This is a genomic window from Streptomyces swartbergensis, from assembly GCF_002148965.1.
In the GTDB taxonomy this organism is placed as follows: domain Bacteria; phylum Actinomycetota; class Actinomycetes; order Streptomycetales; family Streptomycetaceae; genus Streptomyces; species Streptomyces swartbergensis.
The window spans coordinates 1-19,354 of sequence record NZ_NGFN01000155.1 but is presented as its reverse complement, the minus strand read 5'-3'; the positions used below and the strand labels follow the sequence as shown (position 1 = coordinate 19,354).

At 70.7% G+C, this 19,354-nt stretch carries 16 protein-coding genes; 10 read left to right on the top strand and 6 right to left on the bottom strand.

Annotation, left to right across the window (positions count from 1 at the left end):
* Window positions 1-14 precede the first annotated feature (14 nt).
* Together CA983_RS23735 and CA983_RS23730 are read left to right on the top strand one after the other, a co-directional pair.
* Window positions 15-1,649, top strand: coding sequence for a cellulase family glycosylhydrolase (locus CA983_RS23735; RefSeq protein WP_086602911.1), 1,635 nt, complete (start codon window positions 15-17; stop codon window positions 1,647-1,649).
* 232 nt (window positions 1,650-1,881) lie between these two features.
* Window positions 1,882-3,048 (top strand): acyltransferase family protein, encoded by a 1,167-nt coding sequence (locus tag CA983_RS23730; protein ID WP_425276469.1) that lies wholly within the window; start codon window positions 1,882-1,884, stop codon window positions 3,046-3,048.
* 34 nt (window positions 3,049-3,082) lie between these two features.
* Here the strand turns inward: CA983_RS23730 and CA983_RS23725 are convergent, their stop codons facing one another.
* Window positions 3,083-5,191 (bottom strand): alpha-galactosidase, encoded by a 2,109-nt coding sequence (locus tag CA983_RS23725; RefSeq protein ID WP_086602913.1) that lies wholly within the window; start codon window positions 5,189-5,191, stop codon window positions 3,083-3,085.
* Window positions 5,192-5,324: 133 nt separating this feature from the next.
* On the opposite strand from CA983_RS23725, the gene CA983_RS23720 reads away from it, so the two are divergent.
* Window positions 5,325-6,362 carry a LacI family DNA-binding transcriptional regulator gene (locus CA983_RS23720; RefSeq protein ID WP_086602910.1) on the top strand — a complete coding sequence of 346 codons (1,038 nt, stop codon included), beginning with the start codon at window positions 5,325-5,327 and terminating at the stop codon, window positions 6,360-6,362.
* Between the two features lie 88 nt (window positions 6,363-6,450).
* On the opposite strand, the gene CA983_RS23715 is transcribed toward CA983_RS23720, so the two are convergent.
* Entirely contained in the window at window positions 6,451-7,659 is a 1,209-nt protein-coding gene (locus CA983_RS23715; protein ID WP_086602909.1) for an RNA-guided endonuclease InsQ/TnpB family protein, read from the bottom strand.
* 158 nt (window positions 7,660-7,817) lie between these two features.
* On the opposite strand from CA983_RS23715, the gene CA983_RS23710 reads away from it, so the two are divergent.
* The 5 genes from CA983_RS23710 (at window position 7,818) to CA983_RS23690 (ending at window position 13,985) form a co-directional block, all read left to right on the top strand.
* Window positions 7,818-9,149, top strand: a complete 1,332-nt coding sequence (locus CA983_RS23710; protein WP_086602908.1) for an ABC transporter substrate-binding protein — start codon at window positions 7,818-7,820, stop codon at window positions 9,147-9,149.
* Window positions 9,150-9,151: 2 nt separating this feature from the next.
* A complete protein-coding gene (locus CA983_RS23705; RefSeq protein WP_086602907.1) occupies window positions 9,152-10,075 on the top strand; it encodes a carbohydrate ABC transporter permease in 924 nt (307 codons plus the stop codon).
* Complete coding sequence (locus tag CA983_RS23700; RefSeq protein ID WP_086602906.1) at window positions 10,072-10,896, top strand: carbohydrate ABC transporter permease; 825 nt, start codon at window positions 10,072-10,074, stop codon at window positions 10,894-10,896. The genes CA983_RS23705 and CA983_RS23700 overlap by 4 nt, the downstream gene beginning before the upstream one ends.
* Window positions 10,897-10,996: 100 nt before the next feature.
* On the top strand, window positions 10,997-13,462 hold the full coding sequence (locus tag CA983_RS23695; RefSeq protein ID WP_086602905.1) for a CBM35 domain-containing protein: 2,466 nt from the start codon (window positions 10,997-10,999) through the stop codon (window positions 13,460-13,462).
* A gap of 148 nt (window positions 13,463-13,610) precedes the next feature.
* Window positions 13,611-13,985, top strand: a complete 375-nt coding sequence (locus CA983_RS23690) for a hypothetical protein (RefSeq protein ID WP_059415055.1) — start codon at window positions 13,611-13,613, stop codon at window positions 13,983-13,985.
* 74 nt (window positions 13,986-14,059) lie between these two features.
* Here the strand turns inward: CA983_RS23690 and CA983_RS48045 are convergent, their stop codons facing one another.
* Both CA983_RS48045 and CA983_RS23675 read right to left on the bottom strand, forming a co-directional pair.
* Window positions 14,060-15,214: a M56 family metallopeptidase gene (locus tag CA983_RS48045; RefSeq protein WP_244207076.1), complete on the bottom strand. Its 1,155-nt coding sequence runs from the start codon at window positions 15,212-15,214 to the stop codon at window positions 14,060-14,062.
* Between the two features lie 6 nt (window positions 15,215-15,220).
* Entirely contained in the window at window positions 15,221-15,607 is a 387-nt protein-coding gene (locus CA983_RS23675) for a BlaI/MecI/CopY family transcriptional regulator (RefSeq protein WP_086602904.1), read from the bottom strand.
* A 177-nt stretch (window positions 15,608-15,784) separates the two neighbouring features.
* Between CA983_RS23675 and CA983_RS23670 the strand changes: the two genes are divergently transcribed.
* Both CA983_RS23670 and CA983_RS23665 read left to right on the top strand, forming a co-directional pair.
* The gene (locus CA983_RS23670) at window positions 15,785-16,438 is read left to right on the top strand and encodes a hypothetical protein (RefSeq protein WP_086602903.1); all 654 of its coding nucleotides are present in this window, start codon (window positions 15,785-15,787) and stop codon (window positions 16,436-16,438) included.
* Window positions 16,426-16,677, top strand: coding sequence for a twin-arginine translocase TatA/TatE family subunit (locus CA983_RS23665; RefSeq protein WP_086602902.1), 252 nt, complete (start codon window positions 16,426-16,428; stop codon window positions 16,675-16,677). The genes CA983_RS23670 and CA983_RS23665 overlap by 13 nt, the downstream gene beginning before the upstream one ends.
* A gap of 13 nt (window positions 16,678-16,690) precedes the next feature.
* Here CA983_RS23665 and htpG read toward each other — a convergent pair whose 3' ends face one another.
* Window positions 16,691-18,589, bottom strand: coding sequence for a molecular chaperone HtpG (gene htpG, locus CA983_RS23660; RefSeq protein ID WP_086602901.1), 1,899 nt, complete (start codon window positions 18,587-18,589; stop codon window positions 16,691-16,693).
* Window positions 18,590-18,674: 85 nt separating this feature from the next.
* Window positions 18,675-19,354: class F sortase (locus CA983_RS23655; protein WP_425276468.1), on the bottom strand; the 680-nt coding region annotated here is incomplete at its 5' end.

The window sequence follows — 19,354 nt, the reverse complement described above, 5'->3', positions numbered from 1 at the left end:
CCTCTGGAGCCGCCATGAGACCCCGCACCGCCCCCACCCCACGCGTGGCCACCGTGGCCGTCGCACTCCTCGGCCTCCTGCTCTCCTTCCTCTCCCTCGGCACACCGGCGCACGCCGCCCCCACCGGCTTCCGCATCGACAACGGCCGGCTGCTGGAGGCATCCGGGAACGACTTCGTGATGCGCGGCGTCAACCACGCCCACACCTGGTACCCGGACCGGATCAGCTCCCTCTCCCACATCAAAGCCAAGGGCGCCAACACCGTCCGCGTGGTCCTCGCCAGCGGTGACCGCTGGACCCGCAACGACACCGCCGACGTGGCGAACGTGGTCTCCCAGTGCAAGCAGAACCGGCTGATCTGTGTGCTGGAGGTGCACGACACCACCGGGTACGGCGAACAGAGCGGAGCCGTCACGCTCTCCCGCGCCGCCGACTACTGGATCAGCGTGCAGAGCGCGCTGACCGGTCAGGAGGACTACGTCATCGTCAACATCGGCAACGAGCCGTACGGCAACACCGGCTACACGGCCTGGACGGCCGACACCAAGGCGGCCATCCAGAAGCTCCGCAACGCCGGGTTCGACCACACGATCATGGTCGACGCGCCCAACTGGGGCCAGGACTGGGCGTTCACCATGCGCGACAACGCCGCTTCGGTGTTCGCCTCCGACCCGGACGCCAACACGATCTTCTCGATCCACATGTACGGCGTCTTCGACACGGCAGCCGAGATCACGGACTATCTGAACCGGTTCGTGACGGCCAAACTCCCCATTGTCGTCGGCGAGTTCGGCCACGACCACTCGGACGGCAACCCCGACGAGGACGCCATCCTCGCCGTCACCCAGCAGCTCCGCCTCGGCTACCTCGGCTGGTCGTGGAGTGGCAACAGCAGCGACGTCGGATACCTGGACATGGTCACGAACTTCGACCCGAACCGGCTCACCAGCTGGGGGCAGCGGCTCTTCAACGGCGCGAACGGCATCGCCGCCACCGCCAAGGAGGCCGCGATCTACTCCTCCGGCGGAGGCGACACCACTCCCCCGACGGCCCCCGGCACCCCGGCCGCCTCCGGGGTGACCTCCTCGTCCGCCATCCTGACCTGGGCCGCCGCCACCGACGCGACGGGCGTCACCGGCTACGACGTGGTCCGGATCGGCGGCGGTGCCGAGACGGTCGTCACCTCCACGGCCAGGACGACCGCCACCGTCACCGGCCTGTCCCCCGCCACCTCCTACACCTTCGCCGTCTACGCCCGTGACGCCGCCGGCAACCGTTCGCCCCGCTCGGCCACGGTGACGCTCACGACCTCCTCCGGCGGCTCGACGGCGGCCTGCGGCGTCGGCTACCGGGTGACGAGCAGCTGGCCCGGCGGATTCCAGGGCGAGATCACCGTGCGCAACACCGGCACGTCGGCGATCAACGGCTGGACGCTGCGCTGGACCTTCCCGGACAGCCAGCGCATCACCAACCTCTGGGGCGGCACTGCGACGCAGAGCGGCTCCGAGGTCAGTGTCGCGGCCGCCTCGTACACCGCGACGATCCCCGCGGCGGGTTCGGTCACCCTCGGCTTCACGGCCACCCGGGCGACGGCGAACCCCAGCCCGACGGCGTTCACGCTGAACGGCGCCGCCTGCTCGGTGAGCTGACCGGGCCGTGTGCGACGGTGCCGGCGCGCTCCCGGAAGGGCCGGCGCGGCAGCACCGTCGCCACGAGAGTGATCAGCGGGTGTGATCCGCGCGACATCCACACCGGAAAGCGGTTTACGTCGCTCCGCTTGGGTCAGGCGGCGGGGATGTCGCACCGGCACCCCTCCGCCGTAACCCCGGCAAGACGCGTATCCGCCCGTCCCGGTTCCCCGCACCCTGCGCGGGAGGCGTGATGAGCGAGGACACCCTGCGCGACGACACCCTGCGCATGCGGCCCGTCGCGAGCACCCGCGGCGAGCCCGGGGCGAGCGCGTCACGCGAGGCCGCCGCCGCGCCGAAGCAGGCCGGGCAGCGCGACGCGTTCTTCGACAACGCCAAGTACCTGGCGATCGTGCTGGTGGCGATCGGGCACGCCTGGGAGCCGTTGCGGGACGGCAGCCGGGCGGTCAGCGCGCTCTACATGGTCGTCTACGCCTTCCACATGCCGGCGTTCATCGTCATCTCCGGCTACTTCTCGCGCTCTTTCGACGCGAGCCCGGGACGGGTCAGGCGTCTGGTCACCGGGCTCGCCGTTCCGTATGTCGTCTTCGAGACGGCGTACACGCTGTTCACACGATGGACGGACCAGGAGCCCGACCGGCCCGTCAGTCTCCTGGATCCGCTGTATCTGACGTGGTTCCTGGCGGCGCTGTTCATCTGGCGGCTGACCACGCCGGTGTGGCGGCGCGTGCGGTGGCCGCTGCCGGCCGCCCTCGTCATCGCGATGCTGGCGACGCTCTCGCCGTCCGTAGGCAACGACCTCGACCTGCAACGCACCCTTCAGTTCCTGCCGTACTTCGTCCTCGGTCTGCTGCTGAAGCCGGAGCACTTCCGGCTGGTGCGCCGCCACTCGGCGCGTGTGCTGGCCGTGCCGGTCTTCGCCGCCGCGGTCGCCGTGGCCTACTGGGCGGTCCCGCGGATGACCGGCGCCTGGTTCTACCACCGCGACAGCGCCGAGGAACTCGCCGCGCCCGCCTGGTACGGGCCCGTGATGACGCTGGTGACCTTCGGCTGTTCCCTGGTCCTGGTGGCCTGCTTCCTGGCCTGGGTGCCCGGGCGCCGGGCGTGGTTCACCGTGCTGGGCGCGGGCACGCTGTACGGCTACCTGCTGCACGGCTTCGTCGCCCAGGGGTCCAAGTTCTGGGGCTGGTACGAGCCGGCGTGGATCCACCAGCCCGTGGGCGTGGCCGTCGTGACGGTCGTCGCGGCGGTGCTCGTGACCGCACTGTGCACCCCGCCGGTGCGGCGGCTGTTCCGCTGGGTGATGGAGCCCGACATGGCGTGGGCGTTCCGCCGGGACGCGGATCAGCAGGCGCGGGAACGGAACGCCGTCCGCGAGGGGAGCGCCGCACGCGGGTGAGGCCCCGCACCGCGCCAACCGCCGAGCGCCCCGCCTACCCGTCGTCCTGCATGAGCCGGATCAGCAGCACACCGGGCGTGCGCGGCACGCACACCGTCAGCCCGTCCCCGTCCCAGACGGCCGTGCCCGCCCCCGCGGAGGACGGGTGCAGGACCTCCGCGCGGACGGTCCGGCCCGCCAGATGCCGGACGGGGACGCGGAGTTCGACCGGTCCGCCCCGGCGCCAGACCGACAGGTACGCCGTGCGGTCACCGGGGACAGAGAGCCCCAGGGCCAGCCACTCGTCGGTCCAGCCGGGCAGGCCGAGCGGCCAGAACGGCAGGGCGCGCGCGAGGTCCCCGCGGATCGACTTGTAGACCGCGACCGCGTCCCGTACGAGGGCCAGTCGGTGTTCCGGCATGCGGTTGAGGTGGCCGGAGAGGTGGATACGGCCGAGGAGTGCCCCGCCCAGGGTCCATGTCGTCAGGTCGTCGTCGAACTCGGGCTGCGGGTAGGCCCAGACCGCGCCCTGTTCGGGTGGGACGGCGGTCGGCGCGGCGGCGGCGATGGGCGGGTAGCGCAGGGGGTCCTGCTGGTCGCTGGTGGACTGGAGCTGGGCGACGGCCAGGGTGGCGCCGTCCATGCGCATGCCGCCCGAGGCGCAGTTCTCCACGACGAGTCCGGGGTGGCGGTCGAGCACGCCGGACAGCCAGTCCAGGTAGGCGTGGGCGTGGCCCAGCAGCCCGGCTCCCGGCGCGAGGTCGCCGGGTGCCTGGGTGCCGGGGTCGACCACGATGTTGTAGTCCAGCTTGAGGTAGCCCACGCCCCAGTCGCCGACGATCCGGTCAACGGTCTTGTCGAGGTGGGCGCGGGCGGCCGGGTGCCGCAGGTCGAGCTGGTGGCGGCCCTGTTCGGCCAGGCGCACGCCGTCGCGCTGGAAGAACGCCGCGTCGGGCAGTTCGGCCGCGACGGGGCTGCGCACCCCGACGACCTCCGGCTCCAGCCACAGCCCGGGCACCATCCCGCGCTCCCGGATGCGGTCCAGGACGGCCCGGATGCCGCCGTCGGGGAAGCGGCGCGGCGAGGGCTGCCAGGCGCCGACGCTGTCCCACCAGCCCCGGGTGTCGTCGTCGTACCAGCCCGAGTCGATGCAGAAGTACTCGGCGCCCACGTCCGCGGCGGCGTCGATCAGCGGCAGGAGCTTGGCCGTGGTCGGGTCGCCCATCAGGGTGTTCATGTAGTCGTTGAAGACGACGGGGAGGGCGGTGTGGTCCGGGTGCGGGCGGCGGATCGCCCGGCGGTAGGAGGTCAGGGCGCCGATCGCCGCGTCGAGGTCGGAGCCGAGTGCCAGGGCTCCGTACACGGTGGTGAACTCCTCGCCCGGGGCGAGCCGGACCCGCCACTGGTGTTCCGCGTCCGTGGGGCCGTTCAGTGCAAGGTAGGTGCCGTGTGCGCGTTCCCCCAGGTCCCAGCGCCAGCCGGCCGGGGACTCGACCTGCCAGGCCCAGGCCCGGCCGCCGTCCCGTTCCGTCAGCGCGCCCATGGCGAGATGGCCGTCGGTGGGCCAGCTGCCGCGCCCGGTGAGGGCGAGGGCGGCCCGGCTGTCGTGTTCGTGGACCTCGACGTGGATGTCGGCGACGGCGGCGCGCAGCGGCTCGGCGTACCAACGGCACTCGGCGAGCCAGTCGTTGCGGGCCCGGTGGACGTCGAGGGCGTCCGGGGCGGGCAGGCCGCCGAGCAGGAGGCTGCTGACGGACTGGACGACCAGCGGCTCCCGGCCCTCGTTGCGGAGCCGGACGCGGGAGCGGAGGACGGACACGCCGGTGGGTGACGTGAGTTCGACGGACGCCGTCAATCCGGTGCCCGGGTCGTGGAGTTCGACGGTCAGCCACTCCCAGCCGTCGCGTCTGCCCGTGCGGTGGGACCGGTAGGCGAGCCGGGCACCGAAGGCCGTGCCCGTGAAGCGGGGGCCGGACCAGCCGCTGCCGTGGCCGAGGGCGGTGAGCTCCACGAGCGGGAGCGCGGAGTGCGGGGTGGCGGGGCGATCGTCGTCGGGGTGGGCGAGCCGGACCAGCCGCAGGGTCCCGTCGGCGGCGACGGCGAACCCGGCCCGGAGGGCCTGATGCCCCCAAGTGAACCCGTCCTGCCGCTGGTTGGAGGCCATGTGCGCCGCATCCGCCGTGCCGGTCAAGGTGCTCCCCCTCCTGACCCCGTCCCGTCCTCGGGGAGCGGAGATCCGCGTGAATCCCTCGTTACGGTCTCTTGACGACCCAAGTGTGACCGGTCACAATCCTCGCATGAATGTGACCGGTCACACAAGGCGCCCGGCGAGCATCAGGGACGTCGCGACCGCCGCGGGGGTCTCGTACCAGACGGTCTCGCGGGTGATCAACGGCCATCCCAGCGTCCGGCCGTCCACCCGGGAGCGGGTGCTCGCCGCCATCGAGGAACTGGGCTTCCGCCGCAACGCGACCGCCCTCGCTCTGGCCAGCGGGCGCAGCCGGGCCGTGACCGTGCTCACCGCGAACACCACCCACTACGGCTACGCCTCGATCCTCCAGGGCATCGAGGAGGCCGCCCGCGCGGCGTCGTACGCGGTCGGGATCGGAGTGCTGGAGTCGGCCGAGGACGCGGCCGTCACCGCCGAGGTGCAGCGCGCGGCGGACGCGGGCGGCGGGATCGTCGTGATCGCATACGATCCGGCCGGTGTCCGGGCACTGGGCGCCGTGCCCGCCGGGCTGCCGGTCGTGGGCGTGGTCGAGACCCCGGCGAGTCCGCCCGGCGGCGACCGCCCGTGGGTGTGGACCGACGACCGCGAGGCCGCCTACCAGGCGACCAGCCATCTGCTCTCCCTCGGCCACGAGACCGTGCACTACGTGGCCATCCCGTCCAGCACCCGCCGCACCAGCGCCCGCACGAGCGGCTGGCGGCAGGCGCTGCAGGAGGCCGGCGCCCCGGAACCCCGCCCCGTGCAGAGCAGTTGGGGGCCGGCGGGCGGTCACGCGGCCGGGTTGAAGCTGGCGCGGGACGAGTCCGTCACCGCGATCCTGTGCGGCAACGACGACCTCGCGCTCGGCGTGCTGCGCGCCCTGCACGAGTCCGGCCGCTCGGTGCCGGGCGAGGTCAGCGTGGCCGGTTTCGACGACGCCCCGCACTCCGCCTTCCTGACCCCGTCCCTGACCACCGTACGCCTGGACTTCACCGGCCTGGGGCGGTCCGCGTTCGCCCTGCTGCACGGCGTGCTGGAGGAGTCCGCGCCGGTCGCCCCGCATCCCGTGTCCGTACCGGAACTGGTGGTGCGGGAGAGCTCGGGGCCACCGCCCGCCGGTCACTGAAGGCCCTTTACCCGCCCCGAAGTTGTGAGTCCCGCTTTCGAACCGAACCGCCCTGCTCCGAAAGGCACGAGTTGACTTCATCCCCCGCCTAAAGGCAGGGGACTCCAGCGGTCACCCGCTGGGCTTCCTGCTTCACCGACGACCGCCCCGTCCGGGAGGACTCCCGTTGAGGTCTTACACCATCTCCACAGGCAGACGCCGCCAGCCCGGCGGCCAGGATGTTGCGTGCCGCGTTCACGTCGCGGTCATGCACGGCGCCGCAGTCGCACGTCCACTCGCGGACATTCAGCGGCAGCTTCTCGCGGACCGTACCGCACGCCCCGCACAGCTTGCTGGACGGGAACCAGCGGTCGATCACGACGAGTTCGCGCCCGTACCAGGCGCACTTGTACTCCAGCATCATGCGCAGGTCCGCCCAGGCCGCATCCGAGATGGCGCGCGCGAGCTTGCCGTTCCTCAGCAGGTTACGGACGGTGAGGTCCTCGATTACGACCGTTTGGTTCTCACGGACCAATCGAGTGGTCAGCTTATGGAGGAAGTCCCGACGCCGGTCCGTGATGCGCGCGTGGACGCGCGCGACCTGCCGGCGCGCCTTCTCCTGGTTGTTCGAGCCCTTCGCCTTACGGGAAAACTCCCGCTGGGCCTTCGCCAACCGCTTGCGGTCACGGCGCTCATGGCGCGGGTTGGCGATCTTCTCACCGCTCGAGAGTGTCACCAGCGACGTGATCCCAGCGTCCAGACCGACCGCCGCATCCGTTGCCGGGGCCGGTGTGATCATGTCCTCGCACAGCAGGGATACGAACCACCGCCCCGCAGCGTCGCGGGACACGGTCACTGTCGTGGGCACCGCACCCTCGGGCAAGGGGCGCGACCAGCGAATGTCCAGCGGGGCGGACATCTTCGCCAACGTCAGACGACCGTCGCGCCACTTGAAGCCGGAACGGGTGTACTCGGCCGACGCGCGGGACTTCTTCCTGCTCTTGTAACGCGGGTACTTGGCCCGCTTGGCGAAGAAGTTACCGAACGCCGTCTGAAGATGCCTCAGCGCCTGCTGAAGCGGCACGCTGGACACTTCAGCAAGGAAGGCGAGTTCCTCGGCCTTCTTCCATTCCGTCAGGGCGGCGGACGATTGCACGTAGGAGATGCGGCGCTGCTCGCCGTACCACGCCCGAGTGCGCTCCTCCAAGGCCTTGTTGTACACGAGGCGGACGCAGCCGAACGTGCGGGACAGCTCCGCTGCCTGCTCGTCCGTGGGATGAAAGCGGTACTTGAAAGCCCGCTTGACCTGCTGCGCCATGCCTCACACTCTATCCGCTCCGATGTGAGCCAGGAGCGTCGGCCGGTGATCGGCGGACACCGAATCGCCCTGGCGGCGATTCGGCATTCCCTGCCCTGCTCCGCAGGAGTCCGTTTCCTCCCCGGCCTGAAGGTCGGGGCATCCACGGAGGAATCCCGATGAAGACAAGAGCTCTCCCCGCCCTGGCGCTGATATGCGCCGCCGGCCTGGCCGCCACCGCGTGCAGCGACCCGACCGCCGGGGACTCCGGTTCGGACGGTTCGGACGCCAAGCGGACGGCGGTGAATCCGACCGCCCGGCTGGACGGCGTGAAGCTGACCATGTGGACCGCGCAGAACACCGTGAACGCGCCCAAGCAGGTCATCGACGCCTTCGAGAAGGCCACCGGCGCCAAGGTCGACACCCAGGCGATCCCGGACCTCTACGAGCAGAACGTGCCGACGAAGCTGGCCTCCGGCGACCGCCCCGACCTGATGTTCTGGCAGCCGTCCATCTCGACGCTGCCGTTCATCCAGCCGAAGCAGAACCTCCTGACCCTCGACGGGGAGCCGTGGGAGGCCAGGCTCGGAGACACCGAGAGGTCCCTCGGCGTCATCGACGGCAAGCGGTACGCGGCGATCGTCACCAGCCCCGCCATGCTCGGCGTCTACTACAACAAGGACGTCTTCAAGCAGGCCGGGCTCAGCGAGAAGGACTTCCCCACGTCCTACGACGAGCTGCTCGCCCTCGGCCGCAAGGTCGTCGACAAGACCGACGCGGCCGGCTTCTACGAGGCCGGCGGCGACAAGTGGCCGCTCCAGTGGCAGATGCAGGTCCAGCTCACCGACCTCGACCGGCAATGGTGGGCCGATCTGAACGCCGGCAAGAAGAAGTGGACCGACCCGGTCGTCGTCGGCGCCATCAAGAAGTACAAGGAGAAGCTGCTCGACGCGGGGCTCGCCCAGAAGAACTACCGGACGGGCACCTTCACCGGGCAGGCCGACGCGCTGTGGAAGGGCGACGCCGGCATGGTCCTCAACGTCACGTCCTTCCAGAGCCAGTTGCAGGCCAAATACTCCACCGCCGAGCTCGACAAGAAGATCGGCTGGTTCCCGGTCGCCAACTCCTCGGCCACCGGCCTGTACTCCCCCGACCAGACCAACGGTGTCGTCGCCTTCAAGACCGGTGACGACAAGCGGCAGAACGCGGCCCGGCAGTTCCTCGCCTTCTGGCTCGGCCCGGACTACCCGGACTACATCAAGACGATGAAGATCCCGTCCGTGCAGCCGTCCGTGCCCACCCCCGACGGCCTGCCCGAGGCGTCCAAGGCCCAGATGGCGGCCCTGCCCAAGGCCATCGGCGTCTTCCAGGCCAAGGCGATCGTCGCCCCCGACACCCACCTCTACCTCGCCGACATGATCTTCGGCAAGAAGAGCCCGCAGCAGGTCGCGCAGGCGATCCAGGACCAGTTCGCGCAAGTGGCCAAGGCCCAGGGCGCCCCCGGGTTCTGACCATGGCGGACACGGTCGTACGTACGCGCAAGCAGCCGGCTGCACACGGCGCACCGAAGGGCGTGGGACGGCTGCCGCGCGCCACCGTGCACCACCCCTGGTGGTTCGCGCTCCCCGCGATCGTCGTCTTCGCGGGCTTCTTCCTGGTGCCCAACCTGCTGAACTTCTACTACCCGTTCACCAACTGGTCCTCGTACCACGCGGACATCGCCTTCACGGGCCTGGACAACTTCCACACCATCGCCGAGGACGGCTCGCTGCTGCGGGCGATCCGCACGACCCTGGTGTACGCGCTGCTGGCGGCGGTGTTCCAGAACGGCTTCGGGCTCGTGCTGGCGCTGCTGCTGGAGGACGACAGCCGCTTCAACCGGTTCTTCCGTGCCGTCTTCTTCCTGCCGGTGCTGATCTCGGCGCTGGCGACCGGTTACGTCTTCCAGGCGCTGCTCGACCAGGACGGGGCCGTCAACTCCGTTCTGGGCACGGACATCCCGTGGCTGGGCTCGACGACCTGGACGCTGGTGATCGTCACGCTCATCCACGGGTGGAAGTGGATGGGCCTGTCGATGCTGATCTATCTGGCCGGGCTCAAGGGCATCCCCGGCGAGATGCTGGAGGCCGCGAAGTGCGACGGCGCGGGGCCCTGGCGGACCTTCTGGTCGGTGCGCTGGCCGATGCTCGCGCCGGCCGTCACCTTCAACGTCACCACCGCGCTGATCGGTTCGATGAACACCTTCGACATCGTGCAGGCCACCACGGGCGGCGGCCCCGCGGCCTCCACCGAGGTCTTCAACATCTACATGTTCCGGATCTTCGGGCAGGGCCTGTACGCACAGGCCTCCGCGATGAGCCTCGTCCTCTTCCTGGTGGTGGTCGCCGTGGCGATCCCGCTGGTCGTGGGGCTCCGGCGAAGGGAGCAGATGCTGTGACCGCGGTGTGGCGGTACGGCCGCCCCTCCCTCGTCGTCCTGCTCGCCGCGCTGGCCGTGGGCGTTCCGCTGTGGCTGGTCGCCGTCACTTCGGCCAAACCGCAGGCCGAGGCGATCAAGCCGAGCCTCGACCTGCCCCGGCAGTGGCAGCCCGCGAGCAACTACGCGGACGCCGTCGGCCAGGGCGAGATGCTGCGCGGCTTCCTCAACTCGCTGCTGGTCGTGGTGCCTTCGGTGGTCCTGGTGCTGATCCTGGGCGCGGGCGCCGCCTGGGTCTTCGCCCGCCGCAAGTCGAAGCTGGTCTCGGCGGCGTACGCGCTGTGCATCAGCGGACTGCTGCTGCCGCCCGCCGTCATCACCATCGTGATGGAGCTGCGGCAACTGGGCCTGTCCAACACCCGCCCCGGCATGATCGCCGTCTACACCGGGATGTACCTGTCGACGTCGATCTTCTTCATGACCGGCTTCATCCGCGCCATCCCCATGGAACTGGAGGAGGCGGCCCGGATGGACGGGGCAAGCCCGTCACGCATCTTCTGGCGGATCGTCCTGCCGCTGCTCCGGCCCGTGATCGCCACCGCGACGATCATGGTGATGCTCTACGCCTGGAGCGACATCTTCTACGCGTTCTTCGTCCTCGGCGGCGGAGACCGGGCGACCCTGCCGCTCAACCTCTACCAGGTCGCCAGCGCCCAGCTCTACCTCAACAACTGGCATCTCGTCTTCGCGTACGTCGTGGTGATGAGCCTGCCCATGGTCGCCGTGTTCCTCGTCGGCCAGCGAAAGATCGTGTCCGGAATCACCAGTGGAGCCGTGAAGTGACTGGAGGTCCAGCAGCGTGATCACCCCCACCCGCACGAGAGCCGGTACGAGGTCCCGTACCAGAACCGCCCTGATGACAGCACTACTTGGAGCAGCCGCCATGGCAGCCACCCTCCCCGCGGCCGGTCCCGCCGCCGCGGCAGATCCACAGCGCCTCACCGTCGACCTGGGCGCCTCCGAGGGCCCGGTGATGCTCGGCGCCAACGGCTCGCTGTACGGGGTCAGCGACGACGGGGTGCCCAGCGACGCCGCGATGGCACCCCTGAAGATCACCAGCATCTCGCAGAAGCCGGAGGGCGGCGCCCAGCACCCCAACGGCGACGCGCTCACCGTCTCCAAGTCGTTCTTCCGCAACGGCGGCGGCGAGATCAACGTGATGATGCAGGACATCTACGCCAAGTGGCCGTACGAGGACCTCGGCATCGACGACTACCTCCCCAAGGTCGACAAGATCGCCAAGGAGGTCTCGGCCGACCCGAACAGCGACCGCTTCGTCTACATCCCGTTCAACGAGCCCGACCAGATCTGGTACAAGCTCGACGTCGCCGACCAGGGCCAGTACGAGAAGAACCGCGACCGGTTCTTCAAGGACTGGAAGACGGTGTACCAGCGCATCCGCGCGATCGACCCGGACGCGAGGATCGCCGGCCCCAACGAAGCCGCCTACCACACCCGCCTGCTGAAGGACTTCCTCGCCTTCGCCAAGCGGGAGAACGTGCTCCCCCAGGTGATGACCTGGCACGAGCTGGGCTCCGGCTCGCTGCGCGACTTCCAGGCGCACTACGACGACTACCGCAAGCTGGAGCGCGAGGCGGGGATCGCCCCGCTGAAGATCAACATCGACGAGTACGCCAACCGCCGCGACCTGTCCGTGCCCGGGCAACTCGTGCAGTGGGTCTCGATGTTCGAGCGCAACAAGGTGTACGCCAACATGGCCTACTGGGACGCGGCCGGCAACCTCAGCGGCCACGTCGTGCGCTCGAACATCCCCAACGGCGGCTGGTGGCTGTTCCGCTGGTACGCGGGCATGACCGGGAACACCGTGAAGGTGACACCGCCGCAGCCCAACACCATCGACACCCTCCAGGGGCTGGCCTCCCTCGACACCTCACGCCGCCAGGCGCAGGTCCTGCTCGGCGGCTCCGCGGCCGACTCGGACGTGGTCGTGCGGGGCGTCCCCCGGTCGGTGTTCGGCCGTACGGTCACCGCGACCGTCGCCGAGGCCGCCTGGTCCGGTTACGAGGGGCAGCACGCGGCGCCGCGGGTCCTCGCGCGCACCAAGGTGAAGGTCGCGGACGACGGTTCGGTGACGGTCCCGCTGCGCGGCCTGCACAAGATGTCGGCGTACCGGGTCGTCCTCACCCCCGGCGGCTCCGGCACCCCGTCCGCCGCCTCCGTCCCCTGGTCGGCGTCTTACGAGGCCGAGGACGCGGCCATCACCGACGGCAAGGTCTACACGCAGGGCACGGTCCAGAACGCCAACGGCTACGCGGCCTCCGGCACCAAGGACGTCGGCTCGCTCAACCAGCCCGGCAGCAAGGTCGCCTTCTCGGTGACGGTGCCGAAGGACGGCACGTACGACCTGGCGATCCTGTACGGCAACCAGTCCGGCGGTCCCGCCACGCAGAAGCTGATCGTCGACGGCGGCGCCCCGGTGACGGTCACCTACCCCTCCACGGAGAACTGGACGTACCGCGCCAAGAAGGATGTCCGCGTCCAACTCAAGGCGGGCACGCACCAGCTGACCCTGTCCAAGGGCGACGCCGAGGTCACCCTGGACCGGATCGACCTGACCACGCGGACGGGCGCGCCCTCCGCCTCCTACGAGGCCACGCTGGCGGACATCAGCGGCAAGCCGTCGTACGACTACACCTCGTCGGCCGGGGTGGGCACGGGCTCCCTGGTCCTGCGCTCCGGTGACAAGGCGGTGTTCGACGTCTACGCCCCGCGCGACGGCTACTACACGGTGATGCCGCGGACCTCGGCGGCCGTGAAGCTTTCGCTGCACGGGGAGACGGTCACGGCCGCGCCCGGCCGCCCGCTGCGGCTCTACCTGGTCGCGGGCAACAACCGGATCGCGATGACGTCGGGCCACTCCGCCGTCCGCTCCCTCGACGTCTCCGGCGACGGCTCGGCCGCCGGCACCCTCTCCTACGAGGGCGCCAAGGCCACGCTCGCCGGCGGGGCCAAGCTCGTCGACTCCCCGCACGCGTCCGCCGGCTCGTACATCGGCTGGCTCGGCAACAGCTCCTCCAGCACCGCCGAGTTCACAGTCGACGCGCCCCGGTCCGGCCGCTACCTGCTGGTCGTCCACTACGCGCACAACGACCGCCGGGACAACGGCCACGCCTACAACACGGACATCATGTCCCGTACGGCGGACATCACGGTCGGGTCCGCGGACCCGGTGAAGGTCACCTTCAAGAACACCTGGAGCTGGGACGACTACTGGACCGTCGGCGTCCCGGTCGATCTGGCGAAGGGCGCGAACAAGGTGACGTTCGGCAACGCGAGCGCCTGGGCGCCGAACATCGACCGGATCGAGCTGGGCCGGGTCGTGGGCTGAATGGCGCGGTGACGGGGGGCGGTTGCGGAGAGTCGAACGTCCCCCTCCGCAACCGGGACGCCGTCACGCATCGTCTGTTGTCATGGCTGCCGCACGACACGGCGGCCATGACCACGGCCCGACCCGGGCCACGACAACGGGGGGCTCCATGCGTACGAAGCTCGGCTCGGTCCTGGCGGCGACGGTTCTGGCGACCGGCCTGGGCGTCGCGATGGCGCCCAGCGCCTCCGCCGCCGACAACTGCTGGGCGGACGGGGACGGCATCCGCTCCTGGTGCCGCAACGTGTCCGGAGCACCGGTGTACGGATACATCGGCAACAACCACATCTACCCCGACCCCACCAAGGTGGTCGGATACATGTACTCCAACCCCAGCTGGTTCTACTGCAAGCTGGACGGCCAGGCCTGGGTCGGCGGACCGCACCCGACCCGCTGGCTGCTCACCGTGGCCGACAACGGAAAGCTCGGCTACATGAAGGACACCGCCATCTACAGCGAGACAGACCCCGTACGCAACTGCTGACCTCATGTCTGCACGCGGCAGTGCCGCGGTCCGTCGTGGAGGCGGGCTGCGTGGGTGGCTGAGGCCCGCCCCCCTCAAAGAGGGGTCGCGGCACGCAGGATGAGCACCATCGTGACGGCGGAGTTCGCGGACGACATCGCCGACACGGCCGTACCCGCCGCCGCGCCCCACGCCGCCAGCCCGACCGAGGTGAACACCGAGGGCCAGTTGCGTAGGGCGGGTGGCGGGCCGAGCAGGGCCGCCACCCGCCGCGGCACCGGGCCCGGAGCGGCGAGTCCCGCGAGCGTGGGCGCCGGGGTGCCCCGGGAGACCAAGGCGGCCGTGCCGATGGCACGCGCCACCGTGCGGCGGCTGCCGATCGCCCGTGCCGCCTCCTCGTCCGCCCACCGCTCGGCCGTGTACGCCACGGCCGTGCGCAGCGGCCGCAGGAACGGGTTGGCCCGGGCCGCGAGCTGCACGGTGAGCAGGAAACGGTCGTGCCGGGCGACGAGGTGCGCCCGCTCATGGGCGAACAGGGCCCGGCGCTCGGCCGGCCGGAGCCGGTCCAGCAGGGCCGTGGTCACCACGACACGCCCCCCGCGCCGACCACGGCCACGGCGCCCGCCGCGGCCATGCGGCCCACCATCACCCGGGCGACCGCCACGCCGAGCACCGCCGCGCAGCTCACCATCACCCGGGCAACCGCCGCGCCGAGCACCGCCACCACCGCGGCGACCGCCAGCCAGAACACCACCACTCTGGCGACCGCCTCGCAGCGCACCGCCACCCTGGCGACCGCCTCGCAGCGCACGACCACCCCGGCGACCACCGGGCAGCGCATACGCGTAGGGAACGCCGTCCGGCAGTACGGCCACCTCCGTGTCCGGCAGTCCGGCCAGCGCGCGGTGGGCCCGGCGGCGTACCCGGGCGTGCCGCCACAACGTGCGGGCGCAGGCGACGACCACCGCGCACAGCGCGGGAATCGCGGCCTTGCCGACGACCTCGTCGAACGGCACCGCCGCCCGCACCTCGGGGTCCGACCAGCCGTCGGGCAGCGGGTTGCCAGGCAGTTGGGCGGTGCCGACCACCATGACCAGACCCAGGCACACCGTGCTGCACAGCGCCAGCACCGCGGCCATCGCGGTCAGTAACCGGGTCGCGGTGCGTGGATGCAGATGCTGTTCGGCCAGGCGCGCGACCGGCCAGGCCGTGAGCGGGAGAACCAGTGGCAGAAAGACGAAGACCCCCATGAGGCTTCAGCCTTCCCCCTCGCCCTGGGCCTGATCCAGCAGGTCGCGCAGCAGCCGCTCGTCGTCCGGGCCGAGGCCGGTGAGGAAGCTGGCCAGCACGGCCTCGCGGTCGCTCTCGGCGTCCAGCACCTTGCGCATCTTCCGGGCGGCCAGGCCCGCCTCGTCCGAGGCGGGCGTCCACGCGAAGGACCGGCCCACCCGCTCCCGGGTGACCGCGCCCTTGCCCAACAGCCGGGTCAGGATCGTGATCACCGTCGTGTAGGCGAGGTCACCGCCGAGGCGTTCCTGCACCCAGCCGGCCGTCACCGGACCGTCCGCCTCCCGCAGTGCCGACAGCACCAGCGCCTCCAGCTCGCCCTGCCCCCGCCGGGGACGCTGCCGGGATTCCGTCACCGCCCTGCCTCCCTTCGCCACCCTGCCTTGCCTGCGGACATCGTATAGATCCGCGGGCCGGCAGCCTCTACTTCTACAGTACTGTAGATTTCAGTGCGTCCGGCATCGACGTCCGGCATCGACGTCCGACACAGCAACCGACACAGCAACCGACACAGCAACCGACAAGGAGATCCTGTGGCCGATCCGCCCCGCCTCCACCCCGAGGACCGCGCGGACTTCGAAGCGGTACTGGACCTGGCGCTGACCACCGCGGACATCCATGGCGCCGTGCGCGCCGATCCGACCGGCCGGACGGCCGCGCACCTGCGCGCCCACGCGCTCGCCCACGCCGACGACATCACGGCGGCGGCCGGCGGTCCGTACCGCGCCTACCTCGCCGCACGGGCCGCCGCCCGGGAGGACGCGCGGCCCCCGCTCGCCACCGGCAGTCTGCTGCCCGCCCTCGCGGTGCTCACGCCGCTCGTGGCGACGGTGTCCGCCGGGGCTCTGCTCCTGCTCGGCAGCCTGCTCCAAGTCGCCGACGCACCGGGCCCGTTGCCCGGGTCGCTCGTCGCGGCCGGCTGGACGCTGGCGCTCGTGGCGGCCGTGACGGGCCTCCTCGGCCTGGCCGCGCTGCTGCGCTCGGCCCTGGCGGGGCGGGCCGACCGCGTGGAGCACGCCCGGCTCGCCTGGCGGCAGGCCCTGCTCGACCGCGGCATGCTGCCCCATCTGCTCCGTCATCCGGCGGTCGCACATGCCGAGACGGGGATCACACCGTGCTCCCGGCCCGATACGCTCGCGCCGTGCCCGGCCCGGGCGGGAAAGGACAGGACACCATGTTCGGACTGAGCGAGCTCGCGATCCTCCTCATCGTCGTCATAGCCGTGATCGGGGCCAGGAAGCTGCCCGAACTGGCCCGGTCGGCCGGCAAGTCGGCCCGCATCCTCAAGGCCGAGGCACGCGCCGCGAGGGACGAGGAGGCCGGGGCGGGAGCCGCGCCGCGGGTGGTCCAGGGCGAGATCGTCCCGCCGGGCACCGGCACGACCCCGCCCGGCGCGCGGGCGGCGGACGCCCCGGACCCCCGCTGATCCGCTCCCCTGCCTACAGCGTGCGCTCCAGGCGGTCGGCCACGAGCTTGACGAAGCGTGCGGGGTCCTTGGGCTGGCCGCCCTCCGCGAGCACGGCCAGCGTGTGGAGCAGCTCGGCGGACTCGACGAGGCCCGAGCGGTCCTCGCGCTCCTTGTACGCCTGGTTGAGGTTCTTCACCAGCGGGTGGCCGGGGTTGAGTTCGAGGATCCGCTTGGTGCGTGGCACCTCCTGGCCCATCGCCCGGTACATGTTCTCCAGGGCCGGGGTCAGGTCGTGCGCGTCCGAGACGACGCAGGCCGGCGAGACGGTGAGCCGCGACGAAAGGCGCACCTCCTTGATGTCCTCCTCCAACTGCTCCCGCATCCAGCCGAGCAGTCCGGCGTAGTCCTCGGCCTGCTTCTCCCGCTCCCCCTCGGCCTTCTCGTCCTTCTCGCCGTCGAGGTCGATCTCGCCCTTGGCGACGGAGCGCAGCTTCTTGCCCTCGTACTCGCCGACGGCGTCGACCCACACCTCGTCGACCGCGTCGGTGAGCAGCAGGACCTCGATGCCCTTGTCCCGGAACGCCTCCATGTGCGGGGAGTTCTCGATGCTCTGCCGGGACTCGCCGGTGATGTAGTAGATGTCGTCCTGGCCGTCCTTCATCCGCTCCACGTACTGCGCGAGCGTGGTCGGCTCGTCCTCGGCGTGCGTGGTGGCGAACGACGCGACGGCGAGGATGGCGTCCCGGTTCTCGGAGTCGGTGACCAGGCCCTCCTTCAGGACGGTGCCGAACTCGCGCCAGAACGTGGCGTAGCGGTCGGCGTCCTTGGTCTTGATCTCCTTGATCGTGGACAGGACCTTCTTCGTCAGCCGGCGCTGCATCATCCGGATGTGCCGGTCCTGCTGGAGGATCTCGCGGGAGACGTTGAGCGAGAGGTCCTGCGCGTCGACGACGCCCTTGACGAAGCGGAGGTAGGGCGGCAGCAGCGCCTCGCAGTCGTCCATGATGAAGACGCGCTTCACATACAGCTGGACGCCGCGCTTGAAGTCCCGCGTGAACAGGTCGTGCGGGGCGTGCGAGGGGACGAAGAGCAGGGCCTGGTACTCGAAGGTGCCCTCGGCCTGGAGCCGGATCGTCTCCAGCGGCTCGCGCCAGTCGTGGCTGATGTGCTTGTACAGCTCGTGGTACTCGTCGTCGGACACCTCGTCGCGCGACCGCGCCCACAGGGCCTTCATCGAGTTCAGCGTCTCGGGCTCGGGCGCGTCCTCGCTGTCGCCCTTCTCCGGGACCATCCGGATGGGCCAGGTGATGAAGTCCGAGTACCGCTTGACGATCTGCTTGATCGTCCACGGCGAGGTGTAGTCGTGGAGCTGGTTCTCCGGGTCGGCGGGCTTGAGGTGGAGGGTGACGGAGGTGCCCTGCGGCGCGTCGTCGACCTTCTCCAGGGTGTACGTGGACTCGCCGCGGGACGTCCAGCGGGTTCCCTGGCTCTCGCCGGCGCGCCGGGTCACCAGCGTCACCTCGTCCGCCACCATGAAGCCGGAGTAGAAGCCGACGCCGAACTGGCCGATGAGCCCCTCGGCATCGGCCGCGTCCTGGGCCTCCCGCAGCTCCTTCAGGAAGGTGGCCGTACCGGAGTTGGCGATGGTGCCGATGAGCTGTCCGACCTCGTCGTACGACATCCCGATGCCGTTGTCCCGCACCGTGAGGGTCCGGGCGTCCTTGTCGACGTCGATCTCGATGTGCAGGTCGGACACGTCGGCGTCGAGCGAGTCGTCCCGCAGCTTCTCCAGGCGCAGCTTGTCCAGCGCGTCGGAGGCGTTGGAGACAAGCTCCCGCAGGAAGACATCCTTGTTCGAGTAGACCGAGTGGATCATCAGCTGGAGCAGCTGACGCGCCTCTACCTGGAACTCAAGCGTTTCGGTCGTCATGGTTCGCGAATACCTCACAGGTCCCACAGTCGCCTGAACTGGTGCAGTCACTTTAAAACACCATGTCAGGCCGGGGACCCGGAAATCAGACGAGGTGGGCGAACACGACCAGGTTCTCGGTGTAGTCCCGGGCCTGACGGTCGTAGGCACCCGCGCACGTGATGAGCCGGACCTGCGCGTCGGGGGTGTCTCCGTACACGCGCTCGCTGGGGAAGTCGTCCTTGTCGAAGGACTCCGCGTTGTCGACGACGAAGGTCGCCCTGCTGCCGTCGGCGCGCGCCACGTGGAACCGGTCGCCCTTCTTCAGCTCGCCGAGACCCGCGAACACGGCCGGGGACGTCGCGGTGTCCACGTGCCCGGCGATGATCGCCGTTCCGGCCTCGCCGGGCGAGGCGCCCTTGGCGTACCAGCCGACGAGGTTGGTGTCATCGGCCGGAGGCGGTTCGAGCTGACCCGAACGGCCGATGACGAGGTCGGTGAAGGGCGCGTTCACCGAGATCTTGGGGATGTACAGGCGGACCGGCCGGGACCGCGGCAGGTGCGGGCCGGCGCCGGACGCGGTGGTCCGGTGCGGCGCCGCGGACGAGGGCGGCGCGTCGGGCACGGCGGGCGCGGCGGAGGTGGCGGGCGCGGCCGTCGGAACGGCCGGTGGGGCGTGCGGCGGGCCGCCGGCGTCGGACGACGACTCACCTCGGCCGGCGACCAGGCTCACGGCCAGGACCAGGGCGGCGAGACCCCAGATGACCGACACGGCTGTGCGGAATC